Origin of the sequence: Pseudomonas chlororaphis (assembly GCF_001921865.1) — a bacterium.
Classification (GTDB): domain Bacteria; phylum Pseudomonadota; class Gammaproteobacteria; order Pseudomonadales; family Pseudomonadaceae; genus Aquipseudomonas; species Aquipseudomonas chlororaphis_D.
In genome coordinates this window covers 82,224-93,892 of the sequence record NZ_MSCT01000006.1, presented here as the reverse complement: position 1 = coordinate 93,892, position 11,669 = coordinate 82,224, and the positions used below count along the sequence as shown (strand labels likewise).

The 11,669-nt window shown below is 65.1% G+C and carries 13 protein-coding genes; 7 read left to right on the top strand and 6 right to left on the bottom strand.

The genetic code is table 11. The features are described 5' to 3' along the window. Nucleotides 1-73: 73 nt before the first annotated feature. Nucleotides 74-2,218: an ATP-dependent DNA helicase DinG gene (gene dinG / locus BTN82_RS05895; protein WP_075118222.1), complete on the bottom strand. Its 2,145-nt coding sequence runs from the start codon at nt 2,216-2,218 to the stop codon at nt 74-76. 98 nt (nt 2,219-2,316) lie between these two features. On the opposite strand from dinG, the gene BTN82_RS05890 reads away from it, so the two are divergent. Further along, nucleotides 2,317-2,778 carry a CopD family protein gene (locus tag BTN82_RS05890; RefSeq protein WP_075118221.1) on the top strand — a complete coding sequence of 154 codons (462 nt, stop codon included), beginning with the start codon at nt 2,317-2,319 and terminating at the stop codon, nt 2,776-2,778. Between the two features lie 69 nt (nt 2,779-2,847). Here BTN82_RS05890 and BTN82_RS05885 read toward each other — a convergent pair whose 3' ends face one another. From BTN82_RS05885 to BTN82_RS05870, 4 genes are all read right to left on the bottom strand, one after another. Further along, complete coding sequence (locus BTN82_RS05885) at nt 2,848-3,606, bottom strand: collagen-like triple helix repeat-containing protein (RefSeq protein WP_075118220.1); 759 nt, start codon at nt 3,604-3,606, stop codon at nt 2,848-2,850. Continuing rightward, complete coding sequence (locus tag BTN82_RS05880; RefSeq protein WP_075118219.1) at nt 3,599-3,877, bottom strand: DUF1145 domain-containing protein; 279 nt, start codon at nt 3,875-3,877, stop codon at nt 3,599-3,601. The genes BTN82_RS05885 and BTN82_RS05880 overlap by 8 nt, the downstream gene beginning before the upstream one ends. A 135-nt stretch (nt 3,878-4,012) precedes the next feature. After that, entirely contained in the window at nt 4,013-4,738 is a 726-nt protein-coding gene (locus tag BTN82_RS05875) for an OmpA family protein (RefSeq protein WP_075118430.1), read from the bottom strand. An 89-nt stretch (nt 4,739-4,827) separates the two neighbouring features. Beyond that, a complete protein-coding gene (locus tag BTN82_RS05870) occupies nt 4,828-5,520 on the bottom strand; it encodes an OmpA family protein (RefSeq protein ID WP_075118218.1) in 693 nt (230 codons plus the stop codon). Between the two features lie 195 nt (nt 5,521-5,715). Here BTN82_RS05870 and BTN82_RS05865 point away from each other — a divergent pair, with 195 nt between their 5' ends. The 4 genes from BTN82_RS05865 to BTN82_RS05850 all read left to right on the top strand — a co-directional run bounded on the left by BTN82_RS05865 (nt 5,716) and on the right by BTN82_RS05850 (nt 7,455). Then, nucleotides 5,716-6,213 carry a DUF6231 family protein gene (locus BTN82_RS05865; RefSeq protein WP_075118217.1) on the top strand — a complete coding sequence of 166 codons (498 nt, stop codon included), beginning with the start codon at nt 5,716-5,718 and terminating at the stop codon, nt 6,211-6,213. A gap of 4 nt (nt 6,214-6,217) precedes the next feature. Next, a complete protein-coding gene (locus BTN82_RS05860; RefSeq protein WP_075118216.1) occupies nt 6,218-6,694 on the top strand; it encodes a YchJ family protein in 477 nt (158 codons plus the stop codon). 69 nt (nt 6,695-6,763) lie between these two features. Further along, nucleotides 6,764-7,258: an LEA type 2 family protein gene (locus BTN82_RS05855; protein ID WP_075118215.1), complete on the top strand. Its 495-nt coding sequence runs from the start codon at nt 6,764-6,766 to the stop codon at nt 7,256-7,258. After that, a complete protein-coding gene (locus tag BTN82_RS05850) occupies nt 7,255-7,455 on the top strand; it encodes an SEC-C metal-binding domain-containing protein (protein ID WP_075118214.1) in 201 nt (66 codons plus the stop codon). The genes BTN82_RS05855 and BTN82_RS05850 overlap by 4 nt, the downstream gene beginning before the upstream one ends. A 107-nt stretch (nt 7,456-7,562) precedes the next feature. Here BTN82_RS05850 and BTN82_RS05845 read toward each other — a convergent pair whose 3' ends face one another. Continuing rightward, a complete protein-coding gene (locus tag BTN82_RS05845; protein WP_075118213.1) occupies nt 7,563-8,123 on the bottom strand; it encodes a cysteine hydrolase family protein in 561 nt (186 codons plus the stop codon). Nucleotides 8,124-8,272: 149 nt separating this feature from the next. Between BTN82_RS05845 and BTN82_RS05840 the strand changes: the two genes are divergently transcribed. Both BTN82_RS05840 and BTN82_RS05835 read left to right on the top strand, forming a co-directional pair. Next, entirely contained in the window at nt 8,273-8,917 is a 645-nt protein-coding gene (locus BTN82_RS05840) for a glutathione binding-like protein (RefSeq protein ID WP_075118212.1), read from the top strand. A 206-nt stretch (nt 8,918-9,123) separates the two neighbouring features. Next, nucleotides 9,124-11,547 carry a penicillin acylase family protein gene (locus tag BTN82_RS05835; protein ID WP_075118211.1) on the top strand — a complete coding sequence of 808 codons (2,424 nt, stop codon included), beginning with the start codon at nt 9,124-9,126 and terminating at the stop codon, nt 11,545-11,547. Nucleotides 11,548-11,669 lie beyond the last annotated feature (122 nt).

The window sequence follows — 11,669 nt, the reverse complement described above, 5'->3', positions numbered from 1 at the left end:
CGACCGACGAGCGGCCTGTGTGCAATCGCGGGCATGAAGTGGGCAGCGCGGCCGGGCGAGATACCCGCCGCGCTCAGGAAATTTCCCGACGGAACGGCGGCAAGGCATTGAGGATCGCCTTGCCATAACGCTGGGTAACCAGGCGCCGGTCCAGCAGCGTGATGGTGCCGCGGTCCTGTTCGGTCCGCAGCAGGCGGCCACAGGCCTGGACCAGCTTGAGCGAGGCGTCCGGCACCGAGATCTCCATGAACGGATTGCCGCCCCGGGCTTCGATCCACTCGGCCAGCGCCGCCTCCACCGGGTCGTCCGGCACCGAGAACGGGATCTTGGCGATCACCACGTGCTCACAGTAGGCGCCGGGCAGGTCCACGCCCTCGGCGAAGCTGGCCAGGCCGAACAGCACGCTGGAATCGCCACCGTCGACCCGGGCCTTGTGCTTGTTCAGGGTTTCCTGCTTCGACAGGTTGCCCTGGATAAACACTTGGCGGCGCCAGTCGCGGTCGAGGCCATCGAACACGTCCTGCATCTGCTTGCGCGACGAGAACAGCACCAGGGTGCCCCGCGAGCCTTCCACCAGTTCCGGCAGATCACGGATGATCGCCGCGGTGTGGGCCGGCGCATCCCGGGGGTCGGCACGCAGGTCGGGAACCCGCAGCACCCCGGCATCGGCGTGGTGGAACGGACTGGGCACGACTGCCGTCACGGCTTTTTTCGGCAGCCCGGCGCGCATGCGGAAGCGGTCGAAAGTGCCCAGGGCGGTCAGAGTGGCCGAGGTCACCAGCGCGCCATAGGCCACGTTCCACAGATTGCGCCGGAGCATTTCCGCGGCGAGGATCGGGCTGGCGTTGACCTCGATGTCGAACAGCGAACCGCTTTCCGCCAGGGTCAGCCAGCGCGCCATCGGTGGGTTGTCTTCCGGGTCTTCAACGGTGAAGGCGGTCCACAGCTCCCAGTTGCCCGAGGCGCGGGACAGCAGGCTGCCGAACAATGGGTACCACTCCTCGGCCTGGTTGCTGGCGATGCCAATGTTGACCTCGCCGTCCATGCCTTCCTTGAGCAGCTCGGTCAGGCGGGTGAACAGGTCGGTCAGGCGCGAGAAGCCTTTCTTCAGTTCGATGCCCATTTCCCGCACGTGGTCGGGGATCAGCCCGCCGACGAAACGATGGCGCGGCCGCTCGCGGCCTTCCATGTCTTCGCCGGTCTTGAAATCGGCGATCTGCTCGCAAGCGCTGAACATAAACTGCTGCTGGGTCTTGATCTCCCGCGCCAGTTCCGGCACTTGTTCGATCAACTTGCCCAGGTCGCCCGGCAGCGGGTGCTGGGCCAGCAATTTGGTGAGGTTCTTGGCGGTCTGCTCCAGCCAGTCGGCGGTGGAGCGCAGGCGCGTGTAGTGGGCGAAGTGGCCGATGGCCTTGTCCGGCAGGTGGTGGCCTTCGTCGAACACGTACAGGGTGTCGCGCGGATCGGGCAATACGGCGCCGCCGCCCAGGGCCAGGTCGGCCAGGACCATGTCGTGGTTGGTGACGATCACATCGACCTTGCCCATGCCTTCGCGGGCCTTGTAGAAGGCACACTGGCCGAAGTTCGGGCAATGGCGGTTGGTGCACTGGCTGTGGTCGGTGGTCAGGCGCGCCCAGTCGGCGTCTTCCAGGGCGGTGGGCCAGCTGTCGCGATCGCCGTCCCATTTATTGCCGGCGAGCTTCTCGATCATGCTGGTGAAGAGCTTCTGGCTGGCCTCGTCGACCTCGATCTTGAAGCCTTCTTCCTCGAACAGCTGGGCGGTGGCGGTTTGCGCATGGCCTTCCTGCAGCAGCATGTCGAGCTTGGACAGGCACATGTAGCGGCCCCGGCCCTTGGCCAGGGAGAAACTGAAGTTCAACCCGCTGTTGCGCATCAGGTCGGGCAGGTCCTTGTAGACGATCTGCTCTTGCAGGGCGACGGTGGCGGTGGCGATCACCAGGCGCTTGCCGGCGGCCTTGGCGGTCGGGATCGCGGCCAGGCTGTAGGCCACGGTCTTGCCGGTACCGGTGCCGGCTTCCACGGCCACCACGGCCGGGTCGCCGGAACGCCGGCCCTCGTCGTCGGTGTCGATATCACCCAGGACCTTGGCCACTTCGGCGATCATCAGGCGCTGGCCGTAACGCGGTTTCAGGCTCTTGGCTTCGAGAAAACGCGAATAGGCGCCCTGGATCGTGGTTTTGAGTTCGTTGCTGATCATGTTCTTCGGGCGCGAGAAACGCTGGATAAATTTTCAGTGGTTCGGATCGGCCGCTATCATACCCCGCTAATTCATCCCGCGCAGAACGGAGTACCCGAATGACCCCCTTCGCCCTTGTTTACGCCCTGCATGTCCTGGCCGCCCTGGTCTGGGTCGGCGGCATGTTTTTCGCCTGGATGGTGCTGCGTCCGGCGGCGGTGGCGGCCCTCGAGGGGCCGGCACGCCTGAAGCTGTGGAGCGAGGTGTTTCCGCGCTTTTTCGTCTGGGTCTGGGCGGCGGTGCTGCTGTTGCCGGTCAGCGGCGTCGGCCTGCTCCACCTGCGCTTCAGCGGGTTCGAGACCGCACCGCGGTATGTGCAGGCGATGATGGGCCTGTACGTGGTGATGACCGCGCTGTTTATCCGGATTCAGTCGCTGCAACTGCCGGAGCTGCGCCAGGCGGTGGCAGCCGAGGACTGGCCGGCGGGGGCAACGGCCCTGGGCAATATTCGGAAACTGGTAGGGATCAATCTGATCATTGGCCTACTGGTAGTCGCCGTGGCGGCGGCCAGGCCGATATGAAGCATCACGAGCAAGCTCGCTCCTACAGGGATCGTGCAATCTGTAGGAGCGAGCTTGCTCGCAATCATTTTAAAGGCGCTGCACCGTCACCGAGCCTGCCGGCCCTACCGGCCCTGGCTGGCCTTCGGCGCCAGGACGGCCGCTCTTGCCGCCGTCGGCCCGATAGACGAAACAGCCCTTGGACTTGCCCCCGGCACCGGGTTTGCCAGCGGCACCGGCCAGGCCGCCGGCACCGCCGTCGACCCAGACCTTGATCTGCTCTGCCGGGTAATCGCGCGGCAGCTCCACCCGCACCTGGGCGCCCGCCGCTCCCGGCTGGCCGTCGCCGCCGTTATCGCCATCGGCGCCGCGCCCGGCCTGGCCCCAGGTGCAGCCCGGCTCCTCGCCGTTGGCGCCATCGAGGCCGACATACCCCGGCGCACCGGTGCCGCCGCGAGCATCCACCGAGAGCTCCGCGGCCTGCAGCGAAACGATGCGCAACGTCAGGTTGCGCCCGGGCTTGGCGGGTTTCTGGTAGGTCCCGGGAGCCCCGCGGGAAGTGATCTGGCTGCCGGCATCCAGATCGGCATGCTCGACGTTCAGTTGCAGGCCTTGTTCGCCCGGAACGATGGCGATCCGCGCTTCGCGCCCCAGACGCAACTCACCGACCTTGACCTCGGTGATAGTCGACGGAATCAGCAACGTGCCGTAGTCCGCCACTTCCAGACGCTCCAGTTGCAAGCTGCTGGTGGTGTTGGGCAGGCGCATCAGCGAATTGGTCTCGACCGTCACCACCTGGGCCTGGGCCAGAGGGCTGCACAGTGCTGCGAGCAGGCAGAGCTTACGCATGGCTAACCTCCACAGGCTTTGCCGCCTTGAAGGTTTGGAGGTGGAACATGCCGGTCAGCAGGATCTGCAACCGGTCGCGCCAAGGGTGGGCACGCCCCTTGAGGCTGGCGTTGAACAGCAACAGTTCCATCAGGTGGGTCAGCAACAACAGGCTGCCCGCCAGATTGACCAGCAGATGGATCGGATTGACCAGCGGGTTGACCAGATTGGTCAGCACCAGCAACCAGAACAACAGCGTCAACGCCTTGCCCAGCCCCCACAACACCTTCATATGCGCCCCCTTTGCGAGTTTTTCTTTGCGCGCACAGTAACCACTTCCGCGAGGGATAAACCAGAGGGCGGAGAAAATTCTCCGCCCCAGGCAAACCGCCGGCGCGACAAAGGCCGCCGCCCCGGCGTCGGTCGATCAACGCTGGATGTGCAGCTCCACCCGGCGGTTCTGGGCCCGCCCTTCCTCGGTGGCGTTATCGGCAACCGGCTCGCTTTCGCCCTTGCCCTGGCTGGTCAGCTTGCCGGGCGCCAGGCCCTGGCTCAGGAGGAATGCCGCAACGCTGCTGGCACGGCGCTCGGACAGTCTCTGGTTGTACTCGTCCGACCCCTTGCTGTCGGTATGGCCGACGACCTTGATCGCCACGACATCGGCGCTCTGCAGCTTGGGCAACAACGCCTGCAACTGGTAATGGGCTTCGGTGGTCAGCTCCGCCGAATTGAAGGCAAACAGCACATTGCCCTGATCGCTGAGGGTAATCACTTCAGATTGCGCTGCCGGCTCGGCGGCCGGCGGCGTCGCGGCCGGGTATTGCGGCAGCGGACAACCACGATTGTCGACAGGGGTATTGGCCGGGGTATCCGGGCAACGGTCGCGGCGGTCGAACACGCCGTCCTTGTCCTCGTCGCCGTCCTGGGCGTAGCAGATCAAGCCGCCGGTCACCAGACCGAGCGCGGCGCCACCCGCGGCCCAGCCGCCGCTTTCGATGGCTCCCAGGCCGCCGCCCACCAAGCCGCCGAGCAGGCTGCAGACGGGCCACGTACGCTGGTTGAGGGGGGCGGTGCCATCGCTGTGAGTAGCGCAGCCTGTGAGCAGGCTGCCGAGCAGTAGAACCGGCAAGGCGGCTCGCGAAAGAAGACTCATCATGAATGCTCCTGTGTCACCGGCCCATACCGGTCACACAGGAGTAAAGACCCGCATGGGCGGCTGCACAAGCCGCCCATGCCGGGCCGTCAGCGGTTGATTTTGATTTCCGTGCGCCGGTTCAGCGCGCGACCGTCGGCCGTCTTGTTATCCGCAACCGGTTGGCTCTCGCCGGCGCCGGCCACCGAAACGAAGCTGCTACGCGGCACGCCCGCGCTGATCAGGTACTCGGTCACCGAGTGCGCGCGTTTCTCCGAGAGGCGCTGGTTGTAGGCGTCGCTGCCCACGCTGTCGGTGTGCCCGGTCACCCGCAGTTGCGCGCTTGGCGCTTCCTGTTTCAGGCGCGTGGCGATGGTGTCGAGCTTGGTCTTGTCGGCACCGGTCAGCTTGGCCGAGTCGAATTCGAAGTGGACGTCACGGATGACAATGGTTTCTTCCTTGACGACCACGACCTCCTCGACCACGGCTACAGGCTCGGGCGGGCAACCGTTGGCGTCCACCTGCACGCCTTTAGGGGTGCCCGGGCACTTGTCGCGGCTGTCCGGCACGCCATCGCCGTCTTCGTCGCCATCGCCGTGCACCCAGCAATAACCGGCCGCGACACCCGCCCCCAGCAGGGCGCCGTAGCCCGCCCAAGACGAGCTTTCGATCGCGCCCAGCGCGGCCCCGCCGACACCCCCGACAACCGCGCAGGTTGGCCAATCGGTTTTCTGCAAACCTGCGCAACCAGTCAACACACTGGTTAGCAGAACCAAGGGTAATGCTGTCCGAACTATGCTCATCTAGTTTTCTCCTGAGGGAATCGGCTTGGAACCGATTGGAGGAGTAAAGACTGGGGTTTAAATCTGCGCCAGCCAGGGGACGCCGCGCTTTTCGCCTTCGTCGGCCCGCAAACGCCTGTCATTTCAGACAAAACGGCTCTAGGCCCGGGAGTCCGGGCAGGCTAGTCTTGGCCATTCAACGATTGAGGAACGTCGATGACCGCAGGTATTTCTTCGCGCACGCCCCAGCAGGCCCTCGCCGCCCTGCTCGACCGTTACGCTCCGCGCCAGCTGCTGCTGATCGGCGCCAGCGGGTTTCCGGCCCTGGAGGCATTTCGCCAGGCCCACCCCGACACTGTCATCGCCCTGGCCACGCCCGGTCCGTTGCCGGCGGAACTGGCGGCGCGCCGCTTCGACCTGGCGCTGGCGGTCGACTGCCTGGAGCACCTTTCCAAGCGCGACGGCCTGAACCTGCTCGGCGGCATTCGCAACCTCAACGCCAGCCGCATCGCGGTACTGGCCGACCTGAACGCCTGCGGCTGGCAGGAAACCGACTTCTTCTCCCTGGCCCTGCAAGCCAGCGAGCGTTTCCAGCGCGACGACCAGGTCCTGACCCTGTTCACCTACGATCTGCTTGAATACAAACAAGTGCCCGACTGGCTCAACGCCCGGTTCTGGGCGAATCCGGAAAACTTCGGGAAGTACTGGTGGTAATGCAATGAGCACTTCTATTTGTCCCTGCGGCAGCGGCAACCTGCTGGACGCCTGCTGCGGCCACTACCACGCCGGCCACCCCGCGCCCTGCGCCGAGGCCTTGATGCGCTCGCGCTACAGCGCCTATGTGCTGGGCCTGGTGGATTACCTGGTGGCCACCACCCTGCCGGCGCAACAGGCCGGCCTGGACCGCCAGTCCATCGGCGACTGGAGCGCGCAAAGCACCTGGCTGGGGCTGGAGGTCGAGAGCTCGGAAGTCTTCGGCGGCCAGCCGGAACACGCCTTCGTCACCTTCACCGCGCGCTGGCACGACAGCAACGGCGAACACAGCCACCGCGAACGTTCGTCCTTCGTGCAGAACAGCGGGCACTGGTTTTTCATCGACCCCACCGTACAACTCAAGGTCGGCCGCAACGATGCCTGCCCTTGCGCCAGCGGGCAGAAATTCAAGAAGTGCTGCGCCGGCTACTTCAGCAGTTGACCCACGCCCGGGCGGCCCCTTGCTTCGGCTCCACCGTTGCTAGACTGGGGGTTCACACGGAGTAATGGCATGGTCGCTCAACTGCGCGCACTACGGACCCTCGGGCTGCTCACGGTACTGGCGCTTTCAGGGTGCGCCTCATGGTTCGCCGACGACGCCCCCGACCCACAGGTGCATCTGGTCAAGGTCGAGGTCATCAAGGCGAACATGCTCGAGCAGCGCTTTCGCCTGCACTTTCGCGTCGACAACCGCACCGACGCCGACCTGACCGTGCGCCACCTGGAATACCGGATTCATCTCGGCGACGTCTTGCTGGCGGAAGGCGAACACGAACACTGGTTCACCGTCGGCCCCAGGCACAGCGCCTACTTCCAGGTTCCCGTTCGCGCCAACCTCTGGCCCCAGGTGCGCCAGGTGCTGAAATGGTTGAAGGAACCGCAGAAACCTATCCCCTATCGTCTGGAAGGCGTGCTGGAAACCGGATTATTCATCGGTCATGACGTGCACCTGACGCGCAAAGGCGAGATAATTCCCGCCGATATTATTCCGGAGCAACCTCGATGACCCAGCAACCCCATGTCCATGGCCCTGACTGCAACCACGATCATGAGCACCACGATCACGACCACGGCCATGTTCACGGTCCGCACTGCAACCACGCTCACCAGGAGCCGGTGCGCAACGCCCTGAAAGATGTCGGCCGCAACGACCCTTGCCCTTGCGGCAGCAGCAAGAAATTCAAGAAGTGCCACGGCGCCTGATGTCGTAACGCCCTGCCTTTATCTTCCGTAGGAGCGAAGCTTGCTCGCGATCAGAACGTCTGCCACCGCAAGGTCCGAGTCGCCTGCATCGCGAGCAAGCTTCGCTCCTACAGGGTCACGGGCAGGATCTGTCGGGTCGTGGTGACTGTCGCGTACTCGCCATGCAAGTTACCCAGCGACATCGCATGCACCTCTTCGGCGCTGTGGGCCTGGCCGAAAAAATCGGCCTTGTCGAAGGTGTAGCAGGCGTCCTCCACCACCCAGGTGTCGAACCCCAGGTTGCCGGCGGTCCGCGCCGTCGACTCCACCGAGTTGTTCGTCGCCACGCCGACGATCACCAATTGGCCGATCCCGGCCCTGCGCAAATCGGCCTCCAGGGTCGTCGCGCAGAAAGCATCCGGCACCTGCTTCTGAATCAGTGCCTCGCCCTCTTGCGGCATGAACCGCTGCTGGAACTCCACCCCCGACTGCCCCGGCCAGAACACCGACTGTTCACTGCGGGATAGATGTTGCACATGCACCAACGGCCGCGACGTCTGGCGCCAGTACGCCAGCAGTTCGGCGATGCGATCCTCAGCCTCGGGGTTGTTGCGCCGTCCGAGCCGGGGCTGGAGGATGCCCTGTTGCTGATCGATCAGGATCAATACCGCGTTGGCCTGAAGCTGCATGCTGATTTTTCTCGTGTGGGCTCATTGAATTCCACGCACTTCAACATCACCTCAACAGACAGGCAAGCCGTCGAACGTAGACCGGACGACCGAATACCGTTGTTGGCTGTCCGTAACAGAATGCCCTTTTCGTTTATCTGGAGAGTTCCATGATCGATCTGTATTACTGGACCACCCCCAACGGCCACAAGATCTCCCTGTTCCTCGAGGAAGCCGGCCTGCCCTACAACGTGCACCCGGTCAACATCAGCCTGGGCGAGCAGTTCAAGCCCGAATTCCTGAAAATCGCGCCGAACAACCGCATCCCGGCCATTGTCGACCATCAGCCGGCCGACGGCGGCGCCCCGCTGTCGCTGTTCGAGTCCGGGGCAATCTTGCTGTATCTCGCGGAAAAGACCGGGCAATTCCTGCCCAAGGACCTGCGCGGCCGCCAGGAAGCCTTGCAATGGCTGTTCTGGCAAATGGGCGGCCTGGGGCCGATGGCCGGGCAGAACCACCATTTCAGTCGGTTCGCCCCGGAAAAGATCCCTTACGCGATCAAGCGCTACGTCGATGAAACCGCGCGGTTGTATGGCGTGCTGGACCGACGCCTGGCGGACCGCGATTTCGTCGCCGGCAGCGAATACAGCATCTCTGACATGGCGATCTATCCGTGGATCGTCTCCCACCAGTGGCAAAGCCAGAACCTGGACGACTTCCCGCACCTGCAACGCTGGTTCAACCGCATCCTCGATCGCCCGGCGACCGGGCGCGCCTACGCCATCGTGCAACGGATCAACCCGCCCAAAGCCTGACACCGGCGTCCATTCCCACCCTCTTCCAGCCACGGCCGACGCTGCCCCGAACGCCAAACCCGGCGCAGCGTCCAGCCGCCGGTTCGCGTCGCGCCCGGACTATTTGTCCGGTCGCGCACAAATACCCGCTGCCCCCGCTTGCGCGGCACTCGCCTGCTCACTAACGTAGCGCCTTTATCGACGCTACCCCCCGCAGGAGCTTTGCCATGGCCTCGCCAGCCTTCTCACAATTTCTTCCCCGGTTCGGCGTTGCCGCGGCAGTGGCCGGCGTTCTCAGCCTGGCCGGTTGCCAGTCATGGAACACCCAGGACAGCCTGCCGCCGACGTCCGGCGTGCAACCGCTCAAGGGCCTGGCCCAGAACGTTTCGGTCCGGCGCAATGCCATGGGCATGCCGCTGATCGAAAGCAGCAGCTTCCACGATGCGCTGTTCGCCCTGGGCTACGTGCACGCCAGCGACCGGATCAACCAGATGGTCACCCTGCGCCTGCTGGCCCAGGGCCGCCTGGCCGAGATGTCCGGTGCCGAGGCGCTGGACGTCGACCGCTACATGCGCGCGGTCAACCTGAAAAACAGTGCCGGCGAGCTGTACAAGGCTTCTTCCCCACGGATCAAGCGCTTCTTCGAGGTCTACGCCCGCGGGGTCAACGCCTACCTGTTCCGCTACCGCGACAAGCTGCCGCCGGACCTCGCCGCCACTGGCTACAAACCCGAATACTGGAAACCGGAAGATTCGGCGCTGATCTTCTGCCTGCTGAACTTCAGCCAGTCAGCCAACCTGCCGGAAGAAATCAACGCCCTGGTGCTGGCGCAGAAAGTCGGCGCCGACAAGCTGGCCTGGCTGACCCCGAGCTATCCGGACGAGCCTCTGCCGCTGGCCGAGAGCGACAAGCTCAAGGGCCTCAACCTGAATATCCCGGGCCTGGCCGACATCAGCAGCGCCGCCGGCAAGCTCGGCGAACTCAACCCGCTGAGCGCCACCGGCGCCAGCAACTGGGCCATCGCCCCGCAGCGCAGCCGCAACGGCCGCAGCCTGCTGGCCAGCGACAGCCAGTCGCCAGCGTGGAACCTGCTGCAGATCCGCGCGCCCAAATACCAGGCCGCGGGCGCGTCGATCGCTGGCCTGCCGATGATTCTCCAGGGCTTCAACGGCAAGGTCGCCTGGAGCATGAGCTCGGTCGTCGGCGACAACCAGGACCTGTTCCTGGAAAAACTCAAGCGCCAGGGCAACGCGCTGTATTACGAGGCCAACGGCAAATGGCTGCCGGCCGTGGTGCGCAACGAAACCTACTTCGTCAAAGGCCAGCGGCCGATTCGCGAGGCGGTCTATGAGACCCGGCACGGCGCCCTGCTCAACAGTTCGAGCAACCTCAACGCCGGCTACGGCCTGGCCCTGCAACAGCCGGACCTCAAAGACGACAAGAGCCTGGACGCGTTCTTCGACCTGACCCGGGCGCAGAACGTGGAGCGGGCTTCCGACGCCAGCCGCGAGATCCGCGCCATCGGCCTGAACATGCTGTTCGCCGATGCCAGCCATATCGGCTGGCAGGTCACCGGCCGCTTCCCCAACCGCCGTGAGGGCGAGGGCCTGCTGCCGTCGCCGGGCTGGGAAGGCCGTTACGACTGGGACGGTTACGCCGACCCGATGCTCCACCCCTACGACCAGGACCCGGCCCAGGGCTGGCTCGGCACCGCCAACCAGCGGGTCATCCCCCACGGCTACGGCATGCAGCTGTCCAACTCCTGGTACTACCCAGAACGCGGCGAGCGCCTGGCCCAACTGGCCGGCAGCGGCAAGCACGACGGCCGCAGCATGATCGCCATGCAATACGACCAGACCACCCCCTTCGCCGCCAAGCTCAAGAAGATGTTCGAAGCGCCTGGCATGGCCCAGCCGCTGAAGAAAGCCATCGACGCCCTGCCCGAAGCGGACCGCGGCAAGGCCCGCGAAGCCTACAGCCGGTTGATGGCGTTCGACGGCAAGCTCAGCCCGGTGTCCGCCGACGCGGCGATCTACGAGCTGTTCCTGCAGGAAAGCGCCCGGCAGATCTTCCTCGACAAGCTGGGCCCGGAGTCCAGCCCGGCGTGGCGCGCCCTGGTCGCCAACGGCACGCTGTCCTACTCGGCTCAGGCCGACCATCTGCTCGGCCAGGAAGACAGTCCGTTCTGGGACGACAGCCGCACCCCGCAGAAAGAAGACAAACCGGCGATCCTCGCCCGCAGCCTGGCCGCCGCCATCAGCGTCGGCGAACGCCAACTGGGCGGCGACCGCCGTTCCTGGCAATGGGGCAAGCTGCACAGCTACAGCTGGAAAAACGCCAGCGGCCAGACGATTCGCGGCCCGTTGGCGGCCGGGGGCGATCACGCCACCCTGAACAGCTCGCCTTACCCCTGGGGGCAGGACTTCAACGCCACCCAGGCCCCGGCGCTGCGCCTGATCGTCGATTTCGGCCAGGGCGAACCGCTGAGCGTGATGAACAGCAGCGGGCAATCCGGCAATCCGGCCAGCCCCTACTACCTGAACGGCATCGATGCCTGGCTCAAGGGGCAGTATCAGGGCTTGCCGTTGCAGCCGCAGAACTTCGACCGTCTCTACGGCAAGACCCGCCTGACCCTCACCCCGGGCAAGTAGCCCTGCACCGCCCGCCCCTCGCCTGAGGGGCGGGCCGGCCCTTGCGCCCTTCAATCTTTCCTCCCCTCGTTTTCTCGGGCCGAACAACCCGCGCTCTATTGATGCATGGCCTGCGGCACGCT

What these genes read in the sequence shown, in the direction of transcription:
- dinG (WP_075118222.1), bottom strand. Translation starts at nt 2,218, where the DNA reads ATGATCAGCAACGAACTCAAAACCACGATCCAGGGCGCCTATTCGCGT.
- BTN82_RS05890 (WP_075118221.1), top strand. Translation starts at nt 2,317, where the DNA reads ATGACCCCCTTCGCCCTTGTTTACGCCCTGCATGTCCTGGCCGCCCTG.
- BTN82_RS05885 (WP_075118220.1), bottom strand. Translation starts at nt 3,606, where the DNA reads ATGCGTAAGCTCTGCCTGCTCGCAGCACTGTGCAGCCCTCTGGCCCAG.
- BTN82_RS05880 (WP_075118219.1), bottom strand. Translation starts at nt 3,877, where the DNA reads ATGAAGGTGTTGTGGGGGCTGGGCAAGGCGTTGACGCTGTTGTTCTGG.
- BTN82_RS05875 (WP_075118430.1), bottom strand. Translation starts at nt 4,738, where the DNA reads ATGAGTCTTCTTTCGCGAGCCGCCTTGCCGGTTCTACTGCTCGGCAGC.
- BTN82_RS05870 (WP_075118218.1), bottom strand. Translation starts at nt 5,520, where the DNA reads ATGAGCATAGTTCGGACAGCATTACCCTTGGTTCTGCTAACCAGTGTG.
- BTN82_RS05865 (WP_075118217.1), top strand. Translation starts at nt 5,716, where the DNA reads ATGACCGCAGGTATTTCTTCGCGCACGCCCCAGCAGGCCCTCGCCGCC.
- BTN82_RS05860 (WP_075118216.1), top strand. Translation starts at nt 6,218, where the DNA reads ATGAGCACTTCTATTTGTCCCTGCGGCAGCGGCAACCTGCTGGACGCC.
- BTN82_RS05855 (WP_075118215.1), top strand. Translation starts at nt 6,764, where the DNA reads ATGGTCGCTCAACTGCGCGCACTACGGACCCTCGGGCTGCTCACGGTA.
- BTN82_RS05850 (WP_075118214.1), top strand. Translation starts at nt 7,255, where the DNA reads ATGACCCAGCAACCCCATGTCCATGGCCCTGACTGCAACCACGATCAT.
- BTN82_RS05845 (WP_075118213.1), bottom strand. Translation starts at nt 8,123, where the DNA reads ATGCAGCTTCAGGCCAACGCGGTATTGATCCTGATCGATCAGCAACAG.
- BTN82_RS05840 (WP_075118212.1), top strand. Translation starts at nt 8,273, where the DNA reads ATGATCGATCTGTATTACTGGACCACCCCCAACGGCCACAAGATCTCC.
- BTN82_RS05835 (WP_075118211.1), top strand. Translation starts at nt 9,124, where the DNA reads ATGGCCTCGCCAGCCTTCTCACAATTTCTTCCCCGGTTCGGCGTTGCC.